This window comes from Aestuariivirga sp., assembly GCF_047602625.1.
Lineage (GTDB): Bacteria > Pseudomonadota > Alphaproteobacteria > Rhizobiales > Aestuariivirgaceae > Aestuariivirga.
The window spans coordinates 186,430-210,001 of the sequence record NZ_JASGGV010000001.1 but is presented as its reverse complement, the minus strand read 5'-3'; the positions used below and the strand labels follow the sequence as shown (position 1 = coordinate 210,001).

At 62.2% G+C, this 23,572-nt stretch carries 24 protein-coding genes and 2 pseudogenes; 9 read left to right on the top strand and 17 right to left on the bottom strand.

Annotated elements, in window-relative coordinates:
* Positions 1 to 12: 12 nt before the first annotated feature.
* From plsX to QM694_RS01025, 3 genes are all read right to left on the bottom strand, one after another.
* Entirely contained in the window at positions 13 to 1,071 is a 1,059-nt protein-coding gene (gene plsX / locus QM694_RS01035) for a phosphate acyltransferase PlsX (protein ID WP_415005098.1), read from the bottom strand.
* 83 nt (positions 1,072 to 1,154) lie between these two features.
* On the bottom strand, positions 1,155 to 1,661 hold the full coding sequence (locus QM694_RS01030) for a YceD family protein (protein ID WP_415005097.1): 507 nt from the start codon (positions 1,659 to 1,661) through the stop codon (positions 1,155 to 1,157).
* A complete protein-coding gene (locus tag QM694_RS01025) occupies positions 1,658 to 2,338 on the bottom strand; it encodes a ubiquinol-cytochrome C chaperone family protein (RefSeq protein WP_415005096.1) in 681 nt (226 codons plus the stop codon). The genes QM694_RS01030 and QM694_RS01025 overlap by 4 nt, the downstream gene beginning before the upstream one ends.
* A gap of 9 nt (positions 2,339 to 2,347) precedes the next feature.
* Between QM694_RS01025 and QM694_RS01020 the strand changes: the two genes are divergently transcribed.
* The 6 genes from QM694_RS01020 to QM694_RS00995 all read left to right on the top strand — a co-directional run bounded on the left by QM694_RS01020 (position 2,348) and on the right by QM694_RS00995 (position 7,216).
* Positions 2,348 to 2,728: an outer membrane protein assembly factor BamE gene (locus tag QM694_RS01020; protein WP_415005095.1), complete on the top strand. Its 381-nt coding sequence runs from the start codon at positions 2,348 to 2,350 to the stop codon at positions 2,726 to 2,728.
* A 1-nt stretch (position 2,729) separates the two neighbouring features.
* Entirely contained in the window at positions 2,730 to 3,857 is a 1,128-nt protein-coding gene (locus QM694_RS01015) for an amidohydrolase/deacetylase family metallohydrolase (protein ID WP_415005094.1), read from the top strand.
* An 81-nt stretch (positions 3,858 to 3,938) separates the two neighbouring features.
* A complete protein-coding gene (gene ppk2 / locus QM694_RS01010) occupies positions 3,939 to 4,943 on the top strand; it encodes a polyphosphate kinase 2 (RefSeq protein ID WP_415005093.1) in 1,005 nt (334 codons plus the stop codon).
* Entirely contained in the window at positions 4,940 to 5,734 is a 795-nt protein-coding gene (locus tag QM694_RS01005) for a DUF2189 domain-containing protein (RefSeq protein ID WP_415005092.1), read from the top strand. The genes ppk2 and QM694_RS01005 overlap by 4 nt, the downstream gene beginning before the upstream one ends.
* 33 nt (positions 5,735 to 5,767) lie before the next feature.
* Complete coding sequence (locus QM694_RS01000) at positions 5,768 to 7,015, top strand: hypothetical protein (protein ID WP_415005091.1); 1,248 nt, start codon at positions 5,768 to 5,770, stop codon at positions 7,013 to 7,015.
* A 39-nt stretch (positions 7,016 to 7,054) separates the two neighbouring features.
* Positions 7,055 to 7,216, top strand: coding sequence for a hypothetical protein (locus tag QM694_RS00995; RefSeq protein ID WP_415005090.1), 162 nt, complete (start codon positions 7,055 to 7,057; stop codon positions 7,214 to 7,216).
* A gap of 68 nt (positions 7,217 to 7,284) precedes the next feature.
* Here QM694_RS00995 and QM694_RS00990 read toward each other — a convergent pair whose 3' ends face one another.
* The 13 genes and pseudogenes from QM694_RS00990 to QM694_RS00930 form a co-directional block, all read right to left on the bottom strand.
* Positions 7,285 to 7,680: a hypothetical protein gene (locus tag QM694_RS00990; protein ID WP_415005089.1), complete on the bottom strand. Its 396-nt coding sequence runs from the start codon at positions 7,678 to 7,680 to the stop codon at positions 7,285 to 7,287.
* A 70-nt stretch (positions 7,681 to 7,750) separates the two neighbouring features.
* Complete coding sequence (locus QM694_RS00985) at positions 7,751 to 9,850, bottom strand: sodium-translocating pyrophosphatase (RefSeq protein ID WP_415005088.1); 2,100 nt, start codon at positions 9,848 to 9,850, stop codon at positions 7,751 to 7,753.
* 158 nt (positions 9,851 to 10,008) lie between these two features.
* Positions 10,009 to 11,214, bottom strand: coding sequence for an MFS transporter (locus QM694_RS00980; RefSeq protein WP_415005087.1), 1,206 nt, complete (start codon positions 11,212 to 11,214; stop codon positions 10,009 to 10,011).
* On the bottom strand, positions 11,211 to 11,684 hold the full coding sequence (gene nusB / locus QM694_RS00975) for a transcription antitermination factor NusB (protein ID WP_415005086.1): 474 nt from the start codon (positions 11,682 to 11,684) through the stop codon (positions 11,211 to 11,213). The genes QM694_RS00980 and nusB overlap by 4 nt, the downstream gene beginning before the upstream one ends.
* Positions 11,681 to 12,181, bottom strand: a complete 501-nt coding sequence (gene ribH, locus QM694_RS00970; RefSeq protein WP_415005085.1) for a 6,7-dimethyl-8-ribityllumazine synthase — start codon at positions 12,179 to 12,181, stop codon at positions 11,681 to 11,683. Before ribH ends, nusB begins: the two co-directional genes overlap by 4 nt.
* Positions 12,178 to 12,759, bottom strand: a pseudogene (locus tag QM694_RS00965) (riboflavin synthase); the annotation flags it as partial. The gene ribH and the pseudogene QM694_RS00965, both read right to left, overlap by 4 nt.
* Positions 12,760 to 12,786: 27 nt before the next feature.
* Positions 12,787 to 13,779, bottom strand: a pseudogene (gene ribD, locus QM694_RS00960) (bifunctional diaminohydroxyphosphoribosylaminopyrimidine deaminase/5-amino-6-(5-phosphoribosylamino)uracil reductase RibD); the annotation flags it as partial.
* Entirely contained in the window at positions 13,776 to 14,255 is a 480-nt protein-coding gene (nrdR, locus tag QM694_RS00955; RefSeq protein WP_415005084.1) for a transcriptional regulator NrdR, read from the bottom strand. The gene nrdR and the pseudogene ribD, both read right to left, overlap by 4 nt.
* Before the next feature lie 34 nt (positions 14,256 to 14,289).
* Entirely contained in the window at positions 14,290 to 15,654 is a 1,365-nt protein-coding gene (glyA, locus tag QM694_RS00950) for a serine hydroxymethyltransferase (protein WP_415005083.1), read from the bottom strand.
* Positions 15,655 to 15,828: 174 nt separating this feature from the next.
* On the bottom strand, positions 15,829 to 16,302 hold the full coding sequence (locus tag QM694_RS00945) for a hypothetical protein (protein ID WP_415005082.1): 474 nt from the start codon (positions 16,300 to 16,302) through the stop codon (positions 15,829 to 15,831).
* Positions 16,283 to 17,680 carry a L,D-transpeptidase family protein gene (locus QM694_RS00940; protein ID WP_415005081.1) on the bottom strand — a complete coding sequence of 466 codons (1,398 nt, stop codon included), beginning with the start codon at positions 17,678 to 17,680 and terminating at the stop codon, positions 16,283 to 16,285. Before QM694_RS00940 ends, QM694_RS00945 begins: the two co-directional genes overlap by 20 nt.
* Before the next feature lie 284 nt (positions 17,681 to 17,964).
* Positions 17,965 to 18,486: a transcriptional regulator LdtR gene (ldtR, locus tag QM694_RS00935; protein ID WP_415005080.1), complete on the bottom strand. Its 522-nt coding sequence runs from the start codon at positions 18,484 to 18,486 to the stop codon at positions 17,965 to 17,967.
* Between the two features lie 291 nt (positions 18,487 to 18,777).
* The gene (locus QM694_RS00930; RefSeq protein WP_415005079.1) at positions 18,778 to 19,458 is read right to left on the bottom strand and encodes a hypothetical protein; all 681 of its coding nucleotides are present in this window, start codon (positions 19,456 to 19,458) and stop codon (positions 18,778 to 18,780) included.
* Positions 19,459 to 19,633: 175 nt separating this feature from the next.
* Here QM694_RS00930 and hemB point away from each other — a divergent pair, with 175 nt between their 5' ends.
* Positions 19,634 to 20,635 (top strand): porphobilinogen synthase, encoded by a 1,002-nt coding sequence (gene hemB / locus QM694_RS00925; protein ID WP_415005078.1) that lies wholly within the window; start codon positions 19,634 to 19,636, stop codon positions 20,633 to 20,635.
* Positions 20,636 to 20,647: 12 nt separating this feature from the next.
* On the opposite strand, the gene QM694_RS00920 is transcribed toward hemB, so the two are convergent.
* Complete coding sequence (locus QM694_RS00920; protein WP_415005077.1) at positions 20,648 to 21,538, bottom strand: NAD(P)-dependent oxidoreductase; 891 nt, start codon at positions 21,536 to 21,538, stop codon at positions 20,648 to 20,650.
* A gap of 133 nt (positions 21,539 to 21,671) precedes the next feature.
* On the opposite strand from QM694_RS00920, the gene QM694_RS00915 reads away from it, so the two are divergent.
* Together QM694_RS00915 and QM694_RS00910 are read left to right on the top strand one after the other, a co-directional pair.
* The gene (locus tag QM694_RS00915; RefSeq protein WP_415005076.1) at positions 21,672 to 22,397 is read left to right on the top strand and encodes an arginyltransferase; all 726 of its coding nucleotides are present in this window, start codon (positions 21,672 to 21,674) and stop codon (positions 22,395 to 22,397) included.
* Between the two features lie 160 nt (positions 22,398 to 22,557).
* The gene (locus tag QM694_RS00910) at positions 22,558 to 23,499 is read left to right on the top strand and encodes a DMT family transporter (RefSeq protein WP_415005075.1); all 942 of its coding nucleotides are present in this window, start codon (positions 22,558 to 22,560) and stop codon (positions 23,497 to 23,499) included.
* Positions 23,500 to 23,572 lie beyond the last annotated feature (73 nt).

Below are 23,572 nucleotides of genomic sequence, written 5' to 3'. Positions count from 1 at the left end.
TCAAACTCCCATTCAACCGGCCGGCAGGGCATCCGCTTCGATGGCGGCATTTGCGTGGCCCAACCCGGCCATGTCCGTCTTGATCTTATTCACGAGGTCGTTGCGGACCATCTCGATGGCAACATCGATGGCGGTGGCAAATCCCAGGGCGTCGGTGCCGCCGTGGCTCTTTACCACCACGCCGTTGAGCCCGAGAAACACGCCGCCATTGTGCTTGCGCGGATCCATGCGGTCACGCAACGCGCGGAATGCGTCAAAGGCCAAAACCGCGCCGATCTTCGACAGGAGTGTGCGGGTGAGCGACAGCTTGAGATAAGCGGCAAGCTGTTTCGCCGTGCCCTCCGCCGTCTTCAGCGCGATGTTGCCGGTGAAGCCTTCCGTCACCACCACGTCCACGGTGCCCTTGCCGATATCGTCACCCTCGACGAAACCCACATACTCCAGCGGCAGGTTGAGATTGCGCAAAAGCTGTGCGGCCTCCTTCACCTGCTCGACGCCCTTGATTTCTTCCACGCCGATATTGAGAAGGCCAACCGTGGGCTTTTCCACTCCGAACAGGCAGCGCGCCATGGCCTCGCCCATGATGGCGAATTCAACCAGCTGCTGCGCATCGGCACCGATGGTCGCGCCAACATCCAGCACGATGCTTTCACTGCGCAGTGTCGGCCAGATCGCCGCGATAGCGGGGCGCTCGATGCCGGGCAGGGTTTTCAACACAAACCGGGCCATGGCCATCAGCGCGCCCGTGTTTCCGGCTGAAACGGCGCAATTGGCATCGCCGAGCTTCACCGCGTCGATGGCCTGCCACATGCTGCTCTTGCCGCGCCCCTGCCTGAGCGCCTGGCTGGGTTTCGCATCCATGGCCACGAAGACATCGGAGTGACGGATGGTGGCACGTTCTTTCAGTTTCGGGTGCTTGTCGAGCAACGGCGCAATCCGGGCCTGATCGCCGAAAAGCTGAAACCTCATGTCCGGATGGCGCTCGGCCGAAAGCGCCGCGCCCGGCACCACCATATCGGCGCCCGCGTCGCCTCCCATGGCATCCAGCGCTATGGTCAATGTGTCAGCCATGCAGATTTTAAAGACTCAATCCCTCGGGCGCTTTCACCGGCTTCACTAGGGGATAGCACCGGGAAAGTCGATTTCAAAACGCCTCATTCCTTGCGGTGCAGGCGGGACAGAGCGGCGAAGGGTGATGGCGGCTTTTCCTCGACTTCGGGTGCAGGCTGGTCGTCAAACGCCTCTCCGGGCCTTCGGGGATAGGGATCAAGCTCCAGCGCCAGGGCTTCAGCCACCACCTCGCCCAAGTCCACAATGCCATTTTCGATGACATCGATCTCTTCTTCGTCCGCTTCGGCTTCCCGTCCCGGCGGCAGGAAATAGCGCAGCACCGGAAACGCCACGCTGTGCCGGAACAGCTCGAGGCTGACGACCGAGACCTGTTCAAGATCAGCTTCCACGGCACCATCCAATTGAAGGCCCCCGCCCCGCCATGGGGTGGCGCGCAATTTCGCGCTAAGGCCATGCAGGGCGGGTATCTCCAGGCGCTTCGCGAGCGCGGTCCGTTCCGCCGGATCGGCCTCGATCTTTTCCGTACTGCCCAGCTTGGGCACACGGTCAACCCGGAGAGGACGGGAAAACTCGGGAGACGGGCCGGTCATGAACGGGGCTCCGGTATAGATAGCGTTCCGGCCATCAGGCTTTCAACGGACTGGGCCTGCAATTCCATTTGTACCTGTCCCGCATAGCCAGCCAGCCTTTCGGCAGCTCCGGCGGGAGTTCCATCAGGAAATACGTTGCGCGCCAGCGCGGCAACAAAAGCGTCGTGGCCTTCGGACTGCGCCGTTTCATAGGCATTGATACGGCCATAGACGGACTCCGCCATCTTGCGCACTTTTTTGCCCACCGACAGATCGCCCACGCCCATTTCGCGCAGGGAGCGGTCCATATCGGCGAAAAACTCGTCCACCAGCGCCTGCCGCAGCTCCTCGTTGCCTCCCTTTAGTCGTTCGAGGACCAGATAGAGGTGCAAGACGAGCAGATCAAACCGGCCATCCACCGTATCGGGCGCCCCCCAATCGGCGTAGAAGACAGGATGCCGCGCGGCAGCCACAATTGGCGCATAGAGACGGCGGGCTGGAGATGCTTCCTTGCGGAACAAACGCTGGAAGATCATCGGCTTGCTGAGCCTTCCCGGCTGAGGCACAAGGTCATGGAACAATGCATGGGGATTCGCTTGCCTGCACATAAAGTCCTGCACCTGACGCGCGCCCCTATGTGGCTGCTTGCGGGGGCTTGCGCAACCCTTCTCGCAGGTTGTGCCGAAGACATCGAACACAGGGGTTATATGGCGAAACCCGGTGCATTCGAGCAGATTACCAACGGCATGCCGAAATCACAGGTCGAGGCTGTGCTGGGCTCGCCTTCGACAACGGCCAGCGTCAAATTCCAGGGCGACAGCTATTACTACATCACCAGCACCACGAAGGCCCGCGCCTTTCTCACGCCGCAGGAAATCGACCGGCAAGTAATCGCGGTGCGCTTCGACAAGAACGACCAGGTCCAGAGCTTCGGCCAATATGGTCTGGCGGATGGCCGGGTGATCGACATTAATACCAACACCACGCCGGTGGTGGGCGATGACCTGACAATCCTGCAAAACATCTTCAAGGGCCTGCTGAACTCCAAGGCCGGCCCTGGCGGACCAATCCTCAACAGCAAGCTCTGACATGCTCGATACGGTTTTGCGCGGCGGCCGGGTGATCGATCCATCACAAGGGATCGATGCCATCACCGATGTCGGTTTTGCCAACGGCAAGGTGGCCGCAATCGGGCCGGGCCTTACAGGTTCGGACGTCCGCGACGTCTCGGGAAAAATTGTGACTCCCGGCCTCATCGATCTGCACACCCATGTCTACTGGGGCGGCACGTCGCTGGGCATTGATGCGGAAGAATTCTGCCGCACCAGCGGCGTCACCACGGCCATTGATACGGGATCGGCAGGCCCCGGCAATTTTCCTGGCTTCCGCAAGCATGTGATCGAAAAGAGCCAGGTTCGTATCCTTGCCTATCTGCATGTCAGCCACGCCGGGATTTACGGCTTTTCCAATCGCGTGATGATCGGCGAAAGCCAGGACATGCGGCTGATGGACCCCATTACCGCGGCCGAGGTGGCGGATGCCAACCGCGATGTGATCGTCGGCATCAAGGTGCGCGTCGGCGCCCATGCCTCGGGCGATCAGGGAACGGCGCCGCTCAACATCGCGCTGCAGGTGGCGGAAGAGGTTGGCATGCCGCTCATGGCGCATATCGACGATCCGCCGCCCAGCTATGAGGAAGTAATCGGCATGCTGCGGCCGGGCGATGTGCTCACCCATGCGTTCCGCCCCTTCCCCAATGCGCCCTGCACGGCGCAGGGAACCGTCAAACCGGCCGTGCTGGCAGCGCGCAAGAAGGGCGTGCTGTTCGATATCGGCCATGGCATGGGCTCTTTTGCTTTCAAGACGGCGCGTGCCATGCTGGCCAACGGCTTCATGCCCGATACGATTTCCTCGGACGTTCATGCGCTCTGCATCAATGGCCCCGCCTTCGATCAGGTCACGACCCTGTCGAAATTCCTCTGCATGGGCACGCCGCTGAACGAAGTGATCCGCGCGTCGACCGAGCGCGCCGCCTTCGCCCTCAAGCGCCCGGAACTGGGTTCCCTCAAGCCCGGCAGCGTGGGCGATGCTACCGTGCTGTCTCTGGAAGACGGCGCGTTCGACTATGTCGACGTGGTGGGTGAACATTTGACCGGACGCCAGCGCCTGTTCTCGCGCGGCGTGGTGGTGGGCGGCCACTGGTGGTGGCCGCATTGACGGGAATCAAAGACAGCACCGGACACTTCGCCGCAGACTGACCTTTTGGGCGCCGCTCTGGCGGCAGACAGGAGGCTGAGAATGATCGACGAAGAAACGCCGCGCGTACAGCCAATGGGTCAGGCAGCGGAGACTCCGGCCAGCCTGGCGGCGATTCCGCCTGTGTCCGACAAGACTCCCGTCGATGAAGATCGCCCGAAGCCGCCGAAGCCCTCTCATCAGCAGATGCGGCATGATCCTGAATTCATTCGCAAGGCCTTCGAGACCGGGGCCTATCCATATGAAACCCAGATGCGCACGCAGGCCTATGAGGCCGAAATGGCGGCGCTGCAGGTTGAGCTTCTGAAAGCGCAGAGCTGGGTGAAGGAAACCGGCGAGAAAATCGTCGTGCTGTTCGAGGGCCGCGATGCCGCCGGCAAGGGCGGCACCATCAAGCGCTTCATGGAACATCTCAATCCGCGCGGCGCCCGCGTGGTGGCGCTTGAAAAGCCCACCGAGCGTGAACGCACGCAATGGTACTTCCAGCGCTACATCGAAAACCTACCGTCGGGCGGCGAATTCGTGTTCTTCGACCGCTCCTGGTACAATCGCGCCGGGGTTGAGCGCGTGATGGGCTTCTGCACCGCCAATGACTATCTCGAATTCATGCGCCAATGCCCGCAGATCGAACAGATGCTGGTGCGTTCCGGTATCCGCCTGTTCAAATACTGGTTCTCCGTCACCAAAGACGAACAGCGCAAACGCTTCCTGTCGCGTGAGCATGACCCGCTGAAACAGTGGAAGCTTTCGCCCATAGACAAGGCCTCGCTCGACAAGTGGGACGAATATACGGAAGCCAAGGAGGCGATGTTCTTCTACACCGACACCGCCGACGCGCCGTGGACGATCATCAAGTCGGACGACAAGAAGCGCGCCCGCATCAATTGCATGATGCATTTCCTCTCCTCGCTTCCCTACCCCAACAAGGACAGGCACCTGATCAAGGCGCCCGATCCGCTGATCGTCGGCTCGACCAGCCATGTGATCGGGCGCGACGAAAGCATCCTCGGCAAGTCGCTGCATCCTTCCAAGAGGCGCGGCAAATGAGCGGCGGCACAGATACCATCGAACGGCCGCAGCCGAAGGCTCCGCAGATTGTCAAGATCACGGTTTCGGACGTGTTCCGCGCCATGGCATCAGGCCTCCGCGACATGCAGGGGGCGCCAGCCAAAAGCCTCGCCTTCGGCCTGCTCTACGCGGCCTTCGGTTGGCTCATCCTGTTCCTGATGATCCGCATGGAATGGGGCTCGTATGCCTATCCTTTCGCCACCGGTTTTGCGCTGGTGGCGCCCATCGCGGCGGCAGGCCTCTACGATATTTCGCGCCGCCTTGAGAAAGGCCAGACTGTCACATGGGGCGGCCTGCTCTCCTGCCTGTTCGGGCCGGGCAGTTCGCAGGTGCGCATCATGACGGTGGTGTCGACCTTCGCCTATATCATCTGGCTGGACATTGCCGCCGCCATCTATGTGGCCTTCTGGGGCATGCAGAACATCAGGTTCGATACGCTCTTCACTAACGTGCTGATGAGTGTTCGCGGGCTCCTATTCCTTGCCATCGGCAATGCCATTGGTGCGGCGCTGGCGGTCACGGTGTTTTCAATCATGGTGGTGTCGCTGCCCATCATCTACGACCGTCAGGTGGATTTCGTCACAGCGATGATCACGTCTGTCAAGGCGGTGCTGAAAAACCCCAAGCCCATGCTGCTGTGGTGCGCCATCATCGGCTTCCTGCTGTTCCTGTCGCTGGTGTCGCTGTTTGCGGGATTGATCGTGGTGTTTCCGCTGCTCGGACACACGACCTGGCATATTTACAGGAAGGTGGTGGCCCCGCCCGCTTGAGGATATGCTGCCTCCCGCAACCCGGAGGATCAGATGCCCGTCATGCGCCTTGCCACCGCCGTTCTTGCAGCCTTTCTGCTGTTTGTGCCGGAGGCGCTGGCTGCCCAAAGCACCGAAGAACTGGTGGATCAGAAGCTTCGCGCCGGTGAGTTAAAGCCGCTGGAGAATGAACTCTCCCAGCGCCTTGCCGTTTCTCCCTCTGATGATCAGCTGCGCTTCGCGTTGGGCGCCACGCAATTCCTGCGCACGGTGGAGCAGATGGCGCAATCCATGTACCGCTATGGTCTCGCGCCCACGCGGCAGGTCTCGCGCGTGATGCCCTTCTTCCGCTTCCCCGTTCCCGTCAATCCGCATCCCGAGCACCTCGATTATGCGAAGATGCAAACAATCTTCAGCGACGCGCTCAAGGGTTTCGAGACTGCCGACGCTACGCTGTCAAAAATGGGCAAGACGGAGGTAACGCTTCCGATCGCCATCGGCCTTGTGCGGCTTGATCTCAATGGCGACGGCAAGGCCGATGAATCGGAGACGCTGTGGAAGGTGTTCGACGCCACGCTGGGCGGCAACATGATCCAGCCGGAACAGGCCGCGCAGTTCGTCATCAAGTTCGACCGGGGTGATGCCTCGTGGCTGCGCGGCTATGCAAACCTGCTCAGCGCCATTCTCGATTTCCAGCTTGCGCATGATTGGCACGAGAGCTTCGACGTCACCTTCCACATGCTGTTCCCCAATGCGGGCCTGCCGGGGGCGGTGGTGAACGAATATGAGCGGCCGTTCCAATATTCGGGCTTCGATGACGGCACCTTCGCAGACCTCATCACGTTCATCCATCTCGCCCACTGGCCGGTGACGGAGCCCGAGCGCATGAAAGCCTCGCTCGCGCATCTGGAAACTGTGGTGGCGATGAGCCGTGAAAGCTGGAGCTTCATCCTCTCCGAAACCGACGATGATGCGGAATGGATCCCCTCGCCCCGGCAGAAGAACGGCGTGCTCGGCATTCCCGTCACGCAGGAAACCGTCACCGCATGGATGGCCTTCCTCAATTCCTTCGATGGCATGCTACAGGGCAAAGTGCTGCTGCCGCACTGGCGTTTCGAGAAGGGTATCAACCTGCGCCGCGTATTCCTTGAGCCCCAGACCTTCGATCCCATCCTGTGGGCGCAAGGCTATGCCGCGATCCCCTATCTCGAAACCGGCCCCATCGCCTCAAGCAGCGACTGGAACCGCATCATGGGCCTGTTTGAAGGAAATTTCTTCGGCTATGCGGCGTGGTTTAATTGAGGGCAGTGCAAAGTTGGCAGTTTGTGATAGTCTTTGATCATGGACCTGACATTGGACATCCCTGACGAGCTTCTCGCTGAAGCGCGAGCAATTGCTGCGAAGGAAAAGCGATCTCTGGATGAACTTATTGAGGAGGGCCTAAAAGGAATCCTGTTGGATCGTTACGAGCTGAAGCAGCCGCCAGACAGCGATAGGAAATAACCTCGCTGAAATGGGATCGCACCATTTCTCTCCTTGACTGGGCTTGACCCAGCCATCCAGTCTGCGTTTCACTTTTCGGCAGGGCCAGACCAGCGGAAGATTTTTCCTTTACCTGTTCCTTTCGGAACGTAGCTACCTCCCCAAGATCTCTGGCAAACCTCCGTGCGGCCCTCGAAAAAATCGGCGAGCGTATCTGTCGCGCGCGCCACGATCCTCCTTATTCTTTCATCCGCAGCTATCCCTTCATCGTCGTTGCCCACGTGAATGTGGGTGATGCTGCCGAAGAAAATCGTCAACTCCTCCTCGTCATCATCAACGATCACCGGGCCTGTTTCAGGGTTCATGGCCGGAAACGTCACGAGGCATCGAGGGGAGTTGGCGGCCATGTAGGGAGGCATTCTCTTATCCGAGGATAGAGCGCGCAAAAAAGCCGATCCGAGAGGCGTGATGTCGGACTTTGGCATTTTCAATCTCCCTCTATAAAAAAAGCCGGAGCTTTTTGCTCCGGCTTCATTTTCGTCCGTTGGCTGGCGATCAGTGTCCCGCCAGCACCGCGAGGAGCAGCAGCGCCACAATGTTGGTGATCTTGATCATCGGGTTCACCGCGGGGCCCGCCGTGTCCTTATAGGGATCGCCGACGGTGTCGCCGGTCACGCTCGCTTTGTGGGCGTCGGAGCCCTTGAAGTGCTTGACGCCCTTGGAGTCCACGAAGCCGTCCTCGAAGGACTTCTTCGCATTGTCCCAGGCGCCGCCGCCCGCCGTCATGGAGATGGCGACGAACACGCCCGTCACGATCACGCCCATCAGCATGGCGCCCACCGCCGAGAAGGCCTGCGCCTGGCCGGCAATCGCCTTGATGACATAATAGACGACGATCGGCGACAGCACCGGCAGCAGCGAGGGGATGATCATTTCCTTGATCGCCGAGCGGGTGAGAAGGTCAACCGCGCGTGCATAGTCGGGCTTGGAGGTGCCCGCCATGATGCCGGGGTTTTCCTTGAACTGGCGGCGCACTTCCACCACGACAGACTGCGCGGCGCGGCCAACGGCCGTCATCGCCATGCCGCCGAAGAGGTAGGGCAGCAAGCCGCCGAACAGCAGGCCCACCACCACCCAGGGGCTCGAGAGATCGAAACTCACCGGGGTTTCGGGGAAGAACGTCTTCAAGTCCTGCGTATAGGCGGCGAAGAGCACCAGCGCGCCCAGGCCCGCCGAGCCAATGGCATAGCCCTTGGTCACGGCCTTGGTGGTGTTGCCCACGGCGTCCAGCGCGTCGGTGTTGTGGCGCACTTCCTTGGGCAGTCCCGCCATTTCGGCAATGCCGCCGGCATTGTCGGTGACGGGGCCGAAGGCGTCGAGCGCCACGATGAAGCCCGCCAGCGCCAGCATGGTCGTCACCGCCACCGCCGTGCCGAACAGGCCCGCCAGCGAATAGGTGATGATGATGCCCGCCACGATGACGAGGGCCGGAAGTGCCGTCGCTTCCATCGAGACGGCGAGGCCCTGGATCACGTTGGTGCCGTGGCCGGTGATCGAGGCCTCGGCGATCGAGTTCACCGGGCGCTTGCCGGTGCCGGTGTAGTATTCGGTGATCCAGATGATGAGGGCGGTGATGACAAGGCCCACCACGCCGCACCAGAACAGACTCATCGGCGTGAAGCCGCCGAGATCGACGTTCATGCCGCCGAAGGCATAGGACATCAGCGGATAGAGCACAATCAGCGACAGGATGCCGGTGGCAATCACGCCCTTGTAGAGCGCGCCCATGATGTTGTTCGAGGCGCCCAGCTTCACAAAATAGGTGCCGATGATCGAGGTCACCACACAGGCGCCGCCGATCGCCAGCGGCAGGATCATGCCGGCCAGCTTGAGTTCGGGCGTCGCCAGGGAGATCGCCGCCAGCACCATGGTGGCGACGGTCGTCACCACATAGGTTTCAAACAGGTCGGCGGCCATGCCGGCGCAGTCACCCACGTTGTCGCCCACGTTGTCGGCGATGGTGGCGGGGTTCCTCGGATCGTCTTCGGGAATGCCCGCTTCAACCTTGCCCACCATGTCGCCGCCCACGTCGGCGCCCTTGGTGAAGATGCCGCCGCCAAGACGCGCGAAGATCGAGATCAGCGAAGCGCCGAAGGAGGTGGCGACCAGCGCGTTGATCACCGCGCGGCTCGAAGGCTCGAGCTTCAGCCCGTACACGAGAAACATGAAATAGAGGGTGATGCCCAGAAGGCCGAGGCCCGCCACGAGAAGGCCCGTCACCGCGCCAGACTTGAAGGCGAGGTCAAGGCCGCCGGCCAGCGACTTGGTGGCCGCCTGCGCCACGCGCACGTTGGCGCGCACCGAGACGTTCATGCCGATGAAGCCGGCGACGCCCGAGAGGATGGCGCCGATGGCGAAGCCTACCGCCGATTCCCAGCCCAGCAGCCAGAAGGCGATCAGGAAGATCACGATGCCGACGATGCCGATGGTCGTGTACTGGCGCTTCAGATAGGCCTGCGCGCCTTCGCGCACGGCGGCGGAAATTTCCTGCATGCGTGCCGTGCCGGCATCCGCAGCCATCAGGCCGCGCGTCGTGATGATGCCGTACACGATGGAGAGCGCGCCCGCGAGCACGATCAGCCAAAGTGAAGTCATGGGATCAAACCCCTGTTTATGGTTGCTGTTCCCCGAAGCCCCTGCCCCGGAATGTGGCATGCGTATGCCAAATCAAGGGCATGAGTGCAATGGGGCAAGCCCTTGTGATGCCTTGCGTTCATTCCATCAGGAGTTGAGCGGCGCAAGGCACGGATGCCTTAGTGTTCGGCTGCGGCCTCAGGCCTTTGCAGCAGCAGCCAGATGATGGCCGCGGCACCCAGCAGAACCAGCGGAAACACGGCGTAGTTTACGGCACTCCAGCTGATCGCCAGCAGCTTCCCGGCGCTGAGCGAGGCAACGGCGTTGCTGCCGAAGATCAGAAAATCATTGAGCCCCTGCGCCTTGGCGCGCTCGGCTGGCCTGTAACAGCTTGTCAGCATGGTGGTGGCGCCGATGAAGCCGAAGTTCCAGCCCAGCCCCAGCAGAATCAATCCGGCCGCGAAGTTCTCGAACCTTATGCCCATGAGGCCCGAAATGGCAGCGCCGGTCAGCAGCATGAGGCCGATGGCGGCGATCTTCTCCGCCCCCACGCGCTGGATCAGGCTGCCGGTGAAGAACGAAGGCACGAACATCGCCAGCACATGCCACTGGATCACCCAGCTTGAATCCTGAACGTGGAAGCCGCAGCCCAGCATGGCCACGGGCGTTGCCGTCATCACCATCACCATGATGGCATAGGTGAGCATGCCCACCAGCACCGCCACGGCATAGCGCGGCTGCCGGGCAATTTCAGCCAACGGCCTGCCGCCATGCAAATCCTTATGTTCCGTGGACGGAGCATCGAGGAACGAGAGAACGCCGATGCTGCCCATCGCCAGCACGGCCATGGCGGCGTAGCAGCCCGCGAAAGTCACCGGCGCGAAGAGATCAACCGTGCCCATCACCAGCAGCGTGCCGATGAGCGCCGCCACCACGCCGCCCGTCATCACCCAGGAGATCGCCTTGGGGCGGAAGGCGGGGCTTGCCATGTCGGCGGCGGCAAAGCGGTAATAGGAAGAAGAGGCCTGGAACAGCCCCACGCACATGGTGGCCAGCAGAAACAGCCCGAACAGGCGATAATAGATCGCCACCACGCCGAGCGCGGCCCCGATGATGCCGCCCGATGCTCCCAGTGTGAAACCCGCCCGCCTGCCGATGCGCTTCATCAGCAATGACATGGGAAAGGTGCTGATCGCCGAGCCGATCACGAAGGTCGACATGGGCATCGTCGCCCAGGAGACATCGGGTGCAAGCTGCGCGCCGACAAGGCCTACGGTGGCCGTCAGCATCGTCGTCACCGATCCATAGAGCGCGCTGGCGAAGGCGAGGATGATGGCGTTGCGGCGGGCCTTGCCGTCGTCATACACCATCGAGGACGTGGTCACGCGGCAAACTCGGCGGCGCGCGATTGCCGGGCCAGCCTGTCCAGCACGCCATTGATGAAGTTCTGCTCTTCGCCGTCGAAGAAGGCGGAGGCGACATCCACATACTGGCTCACCGCCACGCGGGCGGGCACGCGCGGCATGAACATCAGCTCATAGGCCCCGGCGCGGAGGATGGCGCGCACCGTGGCATCAAGGCGGTGCACCGGCCAGCCGGTATCGAGAAGCCGGTCGAGTGCCGGATCGATGGCCTTCTGCTCGCGCACCGTGCCGTCGACCACTTCCTTCAGCAGCTTGTAGTCGGCTTCGCCGCACTGGCCGTCCTCGAAATCATCGCCCGCCGCGCGCGAAGAAAACTGCGCCAGCGTTTCGCCCACATCGGTTCCGGCAATGTCCATCTGGTAGAGCGCCTGCACCGCGCCCAGCCGTGCGGCGGCGCGTTCAACGGGAGCGGGTCTCGGCTTGCTGCTCACTTGCCGGCCTTTTTCTTTTTGGCGGCGGATTTCTTTTTCGGCGCCATGGCGCGGGCAAAGCGGATCATCGTCAGCGCCGCGTCAGCAGCGCCCCCGCCCTTGTCCATCTCGTTCACCTTGGCGCGCGCCCAGGCCTGCGCCTCGTTCTCGCAGGTGAGGATGCCGTTGCCGATGGCAAGGCCATAGAGCGTCAGCTCCATGATGCCGCGCGCGCTTTCATTGGCGACGATATCGTAATGCGTGGTTTCGCCGCGCAGCACGCAGCCCAGCGCCACATAGCCGTCATAGCGGCTGCTCGCTTCGGCCAGTGCGATGGCGCCTGGAAGCTCCAGCGCGCCCGGCACCGCCATGCGTTCCCATGTCGCCCCCGCGCGCTCGATGGCGGCGATGGCGCCTTTCGCCAGCTCGTCGCACATGTCGCCATAGAAGCGCGCTTCGAGGATGAGGAGATGCGCCTTGGTCTTTTCAGCCGCGCCGGATTTCTTTTCGACTTTCATGATGCCTTGAACTCTGTGAGGCGGGCCACATAGCGCGCCAGCATGTCGATTTCAATGTTGACAGCCTGCCCCTCGCGCATGGCTCCCCATGTGGTAACCGCCTGCGTGTGGGGAATGATGTTGACGCCGAAGCTCGCGCCCTCGACCTCGTTCACGGTCAGCGATGTGCCGTCCACCGCCACGGAACCCTTGGGCGCCACGAAGCGCGCGAGGTGATGGGGCAGCTTGATGACAAAACGCTTCGAGTCACCTTCCGGCCTGATCGAGGCAATGGTGCCCACGCCATCGACATGCCCAGAGACGACATGCCCGCCCAGTTCGTCACCCATCTTGAGCGGCCGCTCGAGGTTGATGCGCGTGCCCTCTTTCCATTCGTCGAGATTGGTCTTGGACAGGGTTTCGGCGGAGGCATCGACGCTGAAGCAGTCATTGCCCTTTTCCACCACCGTCAGGCACACGCCCGAGCAGGCGATCGAAGCGCCAATGTCGATCCCCACCATCTGGTATCCTGTGCCTATCACGAAGCGGGTATCGCCACGCTTCTCCACCCGGCGCACCGTACCGATGTCGGTCACAATTCCTGTAAACATGGTCGATCCTTTCTCGCGCCGTTCATAGACGTAGAGGTCGTCGTTCCCAAGCCTTTGCGTTTCGATGAGGGAGAATTCATCGAGCGCCTCCGCCAGCGCCATGCCCGCCAGCGCATCCACGCCTTGAGGCCCAAGCACCTTCGGCGAACGGTAGAGGTGAAATTCATCCACCAGCCCCTGCCCCAGGAAACTCCGCGCCACCCTGGCACCGCCTTCGACCAGCAGCCGGTTGATGCCGCGCCCCGCGAGGTCCGGCAGGATCACATTGAGGGGCCCGGACAGAACCTCGGCCCCGCGCTGCGCCAGCCTGCTTGCGGGCGGCAGGGTCTTTCCTTTGGAACCCAGCACGAAGGGTTTCGGCGAACGGCTTTCCAGCCCCGGCAAGCGGCAATCAAGTGCGGGATCATCGGCCAGCGCCGTGCCCATGCCGACCATGATCGCATTGCATTGGGCGCGCAATAAATGCACCCGCGCCCGGGCTTCCTCGCCGGTGATGGCGGTGGGTTTTCCGGCTTCGGCAGCGATCTTGCCATCGGCGGAAACCGCAAGCTTCAGAATCACTTGCGGGCGATCCCGCACAATGCGGTGGAAGAAACCATCGAGGTCGCGCGCCGCCTGCCGGGCCCGCACTCCACTTTGAACCTCGATCCCCGCCGCACGCAAAATCGAAAGCCCTTTGCCGCCCACGCGCGGATCGGGATCGACGATGGCCGAGACGACACGCGCCACGCCGGCCCTCACCAGCGCATCGGCGCAAGGCGGCGTTCGCCCGTGGTGGGCACAGGGTTCAAGGGTTGTATAGGCGGTGGCCCCTCTGGCCTTCTCCCGGGCCATGGCGAGGGCCTGCGTTTCGGCATGCGGGCGGCCGCCGGCTTCAGTCCAGCCGATGCCCACGACTGCGCCGTCCTTCACGATCACGCAGCCCACGGGGGGATTTTCGGCGGTGGTCCCCAGCGCCCTGTGGCCAAGCCGCAGGGCGTAGTCCATCCAGCGGCTGTCGGTGGTCAATCGCGCTCGCCCTGGCCTTCGGCCTCATCGCCCGAAAGCTCGCCCAGCAGTTCCTCGAAGTCCTTGGCCTCGCGGAAATTCTTGTAGACGGAGGCGAAGCGCACATAGGCCACATCGTCCATCATCTTCAGCGCTTCCATGACGAGCTTGCCCACTGTCTCGGAGCGGATTTCGCTTTCGCCCAGGCCCTCGAGGCGGCGCACGATGCCGGAGACCATGCGCTCCACCCGCTCGGGGTCCACCGGGCGCTTCCTGAGCGCCACCTGGATCGAGCGCATCAGCTTGTCGCGGTCGAAGGGCACGCGGCGGCCCGAGCGTTTCAGCACCATCAGCTCGCGCAGTTGCACGCGCTCGAATGTCGTGAAGCGGCCCGAACAATCGGGGCAATAGCGCCTCCGGCGAATGGCTGTCCCGTCCTCGGTCGGACGGGAATCCTTCACCTGCGTCTCTTCATTGGAACAGAACGGACAGCGCAACCTTCAAATCCCCTCTCTCCCCGTGCGGGAGAGCCTATGAATAGATCGGGAACCGGTCCGTCAATGCCTTGACGCGCTTTTTCACCGACGCCTCGACCTTAGCATTGCCTTCTTCGCCGTTCTTCGCAAGGCCGTCCAGCACCTCGGTGATGAGCGCGCCGATTTCGGCGAACTCCTTCGGCCCAAAGCCGCGGGTGGTGCCCGCTGGTGTCCCGAGCCTGATGCCGGAGGTGATGGTGAAGGGTGCGGGATCGAAGGGAATGCCGTTCTTGTTGCAGGTGATCCACGCGCGGCCCAGCGCCTGCTCGGAGGCCTTGCCGGTCACGCCCTTCTTGCGGAGGTCAACCAGCATCAGATGCGTATCGGTGCCGCCGGAGACGAGATCGCAGCCGCCATCGCTCATCGCCTTGGCCAGTGCCTGCGCGTTGTCGACAACGGCCTTGGCGTATTTCCTGAAAGCAGGCTTCAGCGCCTCGCCGAAAGCGACAGCCTTGGCGGCAATCACATGCTCCAGAGGCCCGCCCTGAAGGCCGGGGAACACCGAGGAGTTGATCTTCTTGCCGATCGCCTCATCATTGGAAAGGATCATGCCGCCGCGGGGGCCGCGCAATGTCTTGTGGGTGGTGGTCGTCACCACATGGGCGTGTGGCAGCGGCGAGGGATGCGCGCCGCCCGCCACAAGCCCGGCGAAATGCGCCATGTCAACCATCAGGTAAGCGCCCACGGAATCGGCGATCTCGCGGAAGCGCTTGAAGTCGAGCGTGCGCGGATAGGCGGAGCCGCCCGCAATGATCAGCTTGGGCTTCATGTCCAGCGCCTGCGAGGCGAGGAGATCATAGTCAATCTGGTGATTGTCCTCACGCACCTTGTAGGGTGACACATTGAACCACTTGCCGGACTGGTTGACGGGCGAGCCGTGCGTCAAGTGACCGCCGCAGGCAAGGTCGAGGCCCATGTAAGTATCGCCGGGCTGCAGCAGCGCGAAGAACACCGCCTGATTGGCCTGCGCGCCGGAATGGGGCTGCACATTGGCGAAGGCGCAGTCGAACAGTTCGCGCGCCCGGTCAATGGCGAGGTTTTCGCTGATATCCACATACTGGCAGCCGCCATAATAGCGACGGCCCGGATAGCCCTCGGCATATTTGTTGGTCATCACCGAGCCCTGCGCCTCCATCACGGCGCGCGAGACGATGTTCTCGGAGGCGATCAGTTCGATCTCATGCTGCTGGCGGCCCAGTTCGGCAGCAATCGCCTTTGCCACCTTCGCGTCGCTGCGGGCCAAGGTCTCGTTGAAAAATCCGAGGAACAGCGGCCTGGGGCCTGACGGCTTCTTCGCGGCTTTCTTCACCGCCTTCTTCGCCATCTTCTTCACCGGCTTCTTCTTCGCTGCCTTCGCCATCGCAATTCCCCTTCAGAGCGTGCCGCTGCACATGACAGATTGCGGCATGGCGGTCCAGATACATTGTGGCGCATGCTACCGCTGACGGGGGAGCGACCTCGCAGCATGAAAACGCGCCGCAAAAACAAACGGCGCGGAAATTTTCCGCGCCGTTTCCCGTTCAGATCGAACAGATCAGTTGGCAGCCGTCTCGGCCGTTGGTTTCACCTTGGGCTTGGCAGGCGTGGCGGTGGCGGACTTGCAGCCCGAAGACAGCTTGCCATCCGCGCCGGGCTTGCACTTGTCGGCTGTGGCAGGCGCCTTGGCGGTTGCCGCGGCAGGCTTGCTCACCGGTTTCACGGTTGCAGCCTTCTTGGCCGTGTCGGGCGAGGCGGAGGCCACCTCGGTTGCCTTCTTCAAGGTCTTCTTTGCCGCCAGCTTGTCCTTTGAGGCCGTACCGGCCTTGGCTGTGGTGACCGGCTTCTTGGCCAGTTTTTTCACCGGGGCGTTGGGCTTGCTGCTCACCCAGTTGTTGGCCGAAACCGTATCGTCGGGCTTGCCAAGCTTGCCCGGCTTGGCGGAGGCCATGCTGTCAGAGCCGGGCAGAACGCCGCTCTGCGACTTCGCCTTGCGCGGGCTGGCGAAGGCGCTAAAAACCCGAGGCCTCATCCGCGTCCACGGCGGATGGCGTGCGCGGCACCGGCTTCAACACGAAGCGCTGGCCATTCATGCTTTCGCCCACCGGCAGCGGCTGGCCGGTCACGAAGCCGGTGCCATCAAGCTGATAGATGTCGTTGCGAAACGCCGCGACATTGCCGCCTGCCGGCCAGGCCGTGAGATAGGCCACGCGCAACTGCGGGGGGTTGGTGATCTGCTCGTCCAGCCGTTCCTTGGTCTGGGCAAGATTGGCAATGCGGGCGGGATTGATCCCGTCCTGACCATTCATGATCCAGTTGATGAGAACCGCCACCTTTTCGACGCGCACGCAGCCCGAGCTATAGAAGCGGTCGCTGGTCGAGAAGAGCTGCGGCTCCGGCGTGTCGTGCAGATAAATGCCGAAGGGGCTGTTGAACTCGATCTTGGCGGTCGCCATGGCGTTGCTGCCGCCCGGTTCCTGGCGGAAATGATAGTTGTCGACGATCGCCGTGCGCCAGTCGATGGTGTCGGGGTCAACTTCGGGGCCGCCCACGCCGTCAAATACCTTGATGTTCATGGAGTCGAGCACGCGCGAGGGGCCGGTCGACAGCATGCGCGGCACCAGATCGCGCTCGACGATGGAAGCCGGGGCGTTCCAGTAGGGATTGAACTTCACCGTCACCAGATGGGTTTCCACAACCGGCGTCGGGCGCGACGGGCGGCCCACGATGGCGTTGTGGATCGAATAGACCTTGCCGTTGTCGATGGCTTCGATCTGCTGGGCGGGCACGTTCACCACCACATAGCGGGGGCCCAGGTCTTTGGAGTATTCGGCCACGCGCGGCAGGTTGGCGCGGATGGCGGCGAGACGCTTGTCGGCGGAGATATTCAGCGCCGCCACGGTGGGAGCGTCTGTCGCGCCGGTCACGAACAATCCATTGTTGCGCTGGAAGCGCTTCACGGCTTCAGCCGTGGCGGCGGTATAGGTGTCCCCACCCGCATCCGCTCCAAGATATCCCTCGATAGACAGGCGGCGGTTCAGTGCGGCGGCAGCTTTTCCCGTCGAGCCCAGCTTCAGGCGGCTGCCCGACACGGTGCCCCAGCCACCAGATGAAACGATTGACGCATAATGCGCCTCAAGCGCCTGCATGGCAGAGGAACTGTCTGCCGAGAGGAAGGGCGCTACCGTGCCATCAGTCACCACTTGCGTCAGCGTGGTGGCTTTGCCGCCGCCAGCACCCGCGTGGGTCCAGTTTGAGAGGACGGTCGGCGCGCCGTCGTCATCGTCATTTCCAAAACCGCCGGTCGCGTTGTTGGTGACGTTGATGTTCTTGTCAGCGCCGCCCTTCATCTTCTTGAGCACCTGGTTGGCGGGTTCTCCGCTCCCGGCAAGCGCTGGATGCGCCATCATCAGGGGAACAACCAGGGCAGCCGCGAATGCCGCTGAACAAATATGCGCACCCAGACGCTGCGTATTCGACCTGAAAAGACCCATGCTCTGCACTCCAATCACGACCGGAAAAGCGTATCATCCATGGCCCGACTCGTCAAAAGCCGGCCATGTTTCTGCCTCCGGTATGGCACCAAGTGGGGCGAGAATGCGGTTTTGGGTGATTGAAGTGTAGAGCGGTGCCCAAAAACAACTGCCCTGCGGCTTTTGGGCCACAGGGCAGCGTCAGGACATTGCAGGAGAATTTAGAGGCGATAGAGGATCTGGTCGGTCCAGAAGCGCTCGAGACGGGTCAGCGCCTTGTTCAGGCGGTCGAACTCCTCGACGCTCAGGCCCACCACCTGCTCCACCGAGGCGAGCTGGCGATTATAGAGCTGGTCCACGCGCTCGCGGATCGCCTGGCCCTTGGGCGTCAGCTTGATGCGCACCGAACGCTTGTCGGCGCTGGAACGCTCATGGTTCACATAGCCCGCCTCGACCAGCTTCTTCAGATTGTAAGACACGTTGGAGCCCTGATAGTGCCCACGGGTCTTGAGTTCTCCAGCCGTCAGCTCCGAGTCGGCGATATTGAAAAGCAGAAGCGCCTGCACCGGGTTCACTTCCGGCTCGCCGGACCGCTCGAAGTCATCCTTGATGACATCCAGCAGGCGGCGATGCAGCCGTTCAATGAGGGTGAGAGCTTCAAGATACCGGGTCTTCACCGGATTGCGGACGGTTTCCCCAACCACCGCAAGCGGGCGCTGCGCGCCCAAAACGTCTGTACGCATGTTTACCACCTATCCCTTAATCCGGGCCGGAACTCTGTATCGATCCCAGTCCTCGAATGACCTCACCTTACGTTCGGGCGGCTTAAGGGGTGCTCAATGATCTGAGTAAATTTGTCCTTATATTTTCGAAGATTTGCATTGCTGTATCAGAGAGTTAGCAGAGTCTTTTCGACCGTTCTTAATAAATCCGGCAAGGTGTGGCGCAAAATGCAAGGGGCGTGGGGCGGTCCGTTAACCACGGCACCTGCGCCCCACGCCCCTCACCCCGCGTCCCCAACCGCGGGCAAGAATTCAGTCTCCGGCGACGGTCTCGTATCCCTGTTCAACGGCCGCTTCGGTGGCGGCCCCGCAGGAGAGCGAATTGGCGCTCGCCTCGGCATTGCGCATCACCGGCGCCACGGATGCGGAGCCGTTGCGGGCGACCGTCTCCCGGTGCAGGTCGCCGATGGCCTGCCAGTAGCGCCTGTCCTGGCTTGCAGAGAGGTGCTTGCACTTGCGTTCGATGTAATAGGCCTTCACCTGCCCACTATAGAATTTCAGGCCACCGCGTGGGCCGGACGCCAGGGCGATCGAAGCATTTGACGCTGGCGCAGCCGTGGTTGGCGTATTCTGCCCACGATCCGCTGCGGCAACTGCCGTGCGGGCGGCCACAAGCGTGTCCACCACATCGCTCTTGGTGGCGGCGGTGCAGGGTTGTGCCCGGCCTTCCGCGGCACCCCGGCTGGCGGCATTGCGCGCCGCGCCTGAAGACATCTGGCTGGCGGCGGCAAGCTGGGCGCGGGCAGCATAGCGCGCCAGTTCGTTGCGCTGCGGGGATGACAGGAAATGGCACTTGCTGTCGGTCTGCTGGGCGCGGGCAAGGTAGCGCACGGCTTCTTCAGACGGGCTTGCCGCGTGCGCGGGATTCACACTCATTCCGGCCAGCGGCAACACGAGGATCGGCAAGGAGATCAGCATTCGGGAAACAGGCATCGGCAAAGGCCCCGGCGGGTTTGTGACTGGCCGCGCAGGTTAAGGGAGGCCTGTTAAATTGAATCAAATCCAAAGGAATTCCGGATAACAGGGTTAACCAAATCACAAAGCTGACGCAAAGGGTGCGGCGGCAGGGGTGCTTCCGCCTGCCGTTCAGACTTGTTAAGGAGCGGGCATGAAACGGTCCTATCCTTCCGCGCAATACCCGGCCTTGCGGATGCGCCGCACCCGGCAGGCGCCGTGGTCGCGCGACCTGGTGCGCGAAAACACCCTGCTCGCCTCCGATCTCATCTGGCCGGTTTTCGTGGTTGAGGGCGCCAATACCAAAGTTCCCGTAGCCTCGATGCCCGGTGTCGAGCGCGTGTCGGTCGATCTGGTGACGGAAAAGGCAAAGGAAGCCGCCGATCTTGGCATCCCCGCCATCGCGCTCTTTCCCTATACCGACCCGGCGCTCCGCACGCCGGATGGCTCTGAGGCGCTGAATGCCGGCAACCTTGTCTGCCGCGCCGTGCGGGCCATCAAAAAGGCCGTGCCCAGGATCGGCGTCATGTGCGATGTGGCGCTCGATCCCTATACCAGCCACGGCCATGACGGGCTGATGGAGGGCGACCAGATCGTCAATGATCTGACGCTCGAAACGCTGGTGAAGCAGGCCATGGTGCAGGCTGAAGCGGGGTGCGACATCATCGCCCCCTCCGACATGATGGACGGCCGGGTGGCGGCCATCCGGTCGGCGCTCGAGTCAGCAAAGCTCCAGCACGTCCAGATCATGGCCTACAGCGCCAAATATGCGAGCGGGTTTTATGGCCCCTTCCGCGATGCGGTTGGTTCGTCAGGAACCCTCACCGGCGACAAGCGCACCTATCAGATGGATCCCGCCAACACCGACGAAGCGATGCGCGAAGTGGCGCTCGACCTCGCCGAAGGCGCGGACATGGTGATGGTAAAGCCGGGCATGCCCTATCTCGACATCGTGGCGCGCGTGAAGCAGACCTTCGGCGTGCCCACCTTCGCCTATCAGGTGTCGGGCGAATATGCGATGATCATGGCGGCGTGCCAGAACGGCTGGCTCGATCCCGCCAGGGTGATCCCCGAAAGCCTCATGGCCTTCAAGCGCGCCGGGGCGGACGGGGTGCTGACTTATTTCGCACTCGAGATCGCGCGCAAGCTGCGCTGAGCGTAACTAAATTTACTTACCGAGCTTCTGGAATCGCGCAATCAGGCTCGACGTGTCCCAGCGATTGCCGCCCAGCTTCTGCACTTCGGCATAGAACTGGTCGACCAGCGCCGTCACAGGCAGCGGCGCGCCGTTGCGGCGGGATTCCTCGAGGCAGATGCCCAAGTCCTTGCGCATCCAGTCCACCGCGAAGCCGAAGTCGAATTTCCCGGCAATCATCGTCTTGTGGCGGTTCTCCATCTGCCATGAACCGGCGGCGCCCTTGGAGATCACCTCGGTGACGGCCTGCATGTCGAGCCCCGCCTTCATGCCGAAATTGACAGCCTCCGCCAGCCCCTGCACCAGGCCTGCAATAGCGATCTGGTTGCACATCTTGGCAAGCTGGCCCGATCCGGCGGGCCCCAGCAGGCGGCACATGCGCGAATAATGGGCGATCAGCGGCTCGGCCCTGGCATAGTCTTCTTCATCGCCGCCGCACATCACGGTGAGGACGCCATTCTCCGCCCCCGCCTGCCCGCCCGAGACCGGCGCGTCGACAAAGCCAAGCCCGCGCGTCTTTGCTTCCGCGTGAAGTTCACGCGCCACGTTGGCGGAGGCGGTGGTGTGATCGACAAACACCGCGCCCGGCTTCATGGCCTGAAACGCGCCATCGGGGCCGATGGTCACTTGCCTGAGATCATCGTCATTGCCGACGCAGGCGAAAACGAAATCCGCGTCTTTCACAACCTCGCGCGGCGTTGGCGCGCTCGCCCCCTTGTTCTGCGCCGCCCATTTCGCGGCCTTGGCAGAGGTGCGGTTGTAGACGGTGACGGGTATGCCGCCTTTCGCGGCGAGATGCCTCGCCATCGGATATCCCATCACGCCCAGCCCGATCCATGCCGCCTTCATCGCATTCTCCTGCATATTATGCCGTTTGCCCGGTGGATTGACTTCAGATTTAATTGCCCGGCGCAAGGCCGAGAAGACACTTGAAACGGGATGCCCGCCGCTTGCAATATGCGAGTTTTCCGCCTGCCTTCACCGGAGCGCAAATTCCGTGAGTATCGAACGCCGCAACTTTCCGCAGTTCTTCATCACCGCGCCCGCGCCCTGTCCCTATCTGCCCGGCATGCTGGAACGCAAGGTGTTCACCCATCTCGTCGGGGCGGATGCGCGCGGCTTGAACACCCAGCTTTCGCAAGGGGGATTCCGCCGCAGCCAGAACATCGCCTATCGCCCGGCCTGCGAGGGATGCCAGGCCTGCGTTTCGGTGCGCGTGCCGGTCAACACATTCACCCAATCGCGCTCCTTCCGGCGGGTGATGGAGCGCAATGCCGACCTTCAGTCGCAGGTGGTGAAGCCCAAGGCCTCGAGCGAACATTATTCCCTGTTCCGCGGATATATCGACGCGCGCCATGGCGACGGCGGAATGGCCGACATGACGGTGCTGGATTTCGCCGCCATGGTGGACGACAGCTTCGTCGACAACCGGCTGGTGGAGTATCGTCTGGCTGGCGAGGACGGCGCCCTCATCGCCGCGGTGCTGATCGACATTCTGGGCGACGGCATTTCGATGATCTACAGCTTCTATGAGCCGGATTTCGCCAGCCGCAGCCTCGGCACCTACATGATCCTCGACAATATCGAACGGGTGCGCAGGCTGGGGCTGCCTTACCTCTATCTGGGGTACTGGGTGAACGGTTCGCGCAAGATGGACTACAAGGCGCGATTCATGCCGCAGGAACGGCTGACACCCAATGGCTGGGATCTGGTGCGCCGTTAAATCGGCCGTTTACCATTTGATGGCCAGCCAACATTAAAACAGCTTTCGCCCAGGAAATAGGCACTTGCTCGGTTCAAATCCGCTCTCCATACTGACGCTGCGTTAATGATTCCGGCCCTAGAACTGGCGCAGTATTGAGATCTTGGAAGCAACCGCGATCATGACGTCCCCAGCAAGCGCCGCGGCTCAGGTTCGCAAGGGCCTTGCCATCACGGCAATCGGCGGTTTGCTTTTTACGCTCGACCTGCCGCTGTTGCGGCTGGCGGGCGCTGACATTTGGACTCTCGTCTTCGCGCGCGGCGTTTTCCTGTTTCTCTCCATCACCGCCTGCTGGTATCTCATCCGCGCGTCCGGCAAGTCACGCGCACCCTATATCGCTGGCATCGCCGGGCTGGCGGTCATCATCAGCAACACGATTTCCAACATCACCTATATCGGCGCCATCAAGACCACCAGTGGCGCCAATGTGGTGTTCATCATCGCCCTCATTCCCCTCCTCGCCGCATGCTTTTCCCGGCTGTTCATCGGCGAGCGGGTACATCCTTTCACATGGGCTGCCATTGCAGCATCTTTCCTCGGCGTGGGGCTTATCGTCTGGGATGGCATTGGCAGCGGCCATGTCATGGGCGATCTCATGGCGCTTGTCTCGGCCATATGCACGGCCACCAATTTCACGATTATCCGGGCCAGCGGCAAGAACGTCGCCACCAGCGTCGCCGTCGGCAGCCTGCTTTCAGCGATCATCGCGCTTCTTTTTGCGCATGTGGACTTTGGCGCGTTGACCGCCACAAGCGCCTATCAGGTACCGGCCTGGGTGTGGATCGCACTCAACGGCCTCATCGCCATTCCGCTCGCCACGGCGCTCATCGCCAACGGGCCGCGCTTCATTCCATCCGCTGATGTGTCGATGTTCTTTCTGCTGGAAACAGTGCTGACACCTTTGTGGATCTGGATGCTGTTCAACGAGGTGCCGAGTTCCATGGTACTGTTTGGCGGCATGCTGGTGATTGTCACGCTCATCGTCCATAGCTGGTGGCGGCTCAGGATGACGCTGCGCGGTTGCGATGGCGAAACAGCCAATGCGGATTGCCCGGCAGATTGACCTTGACGTTAACCCGGTTGGGGTATTTGGTAACGTTAATGTAGGAGAAAAATGCGAGACTTCCCACGCGGGA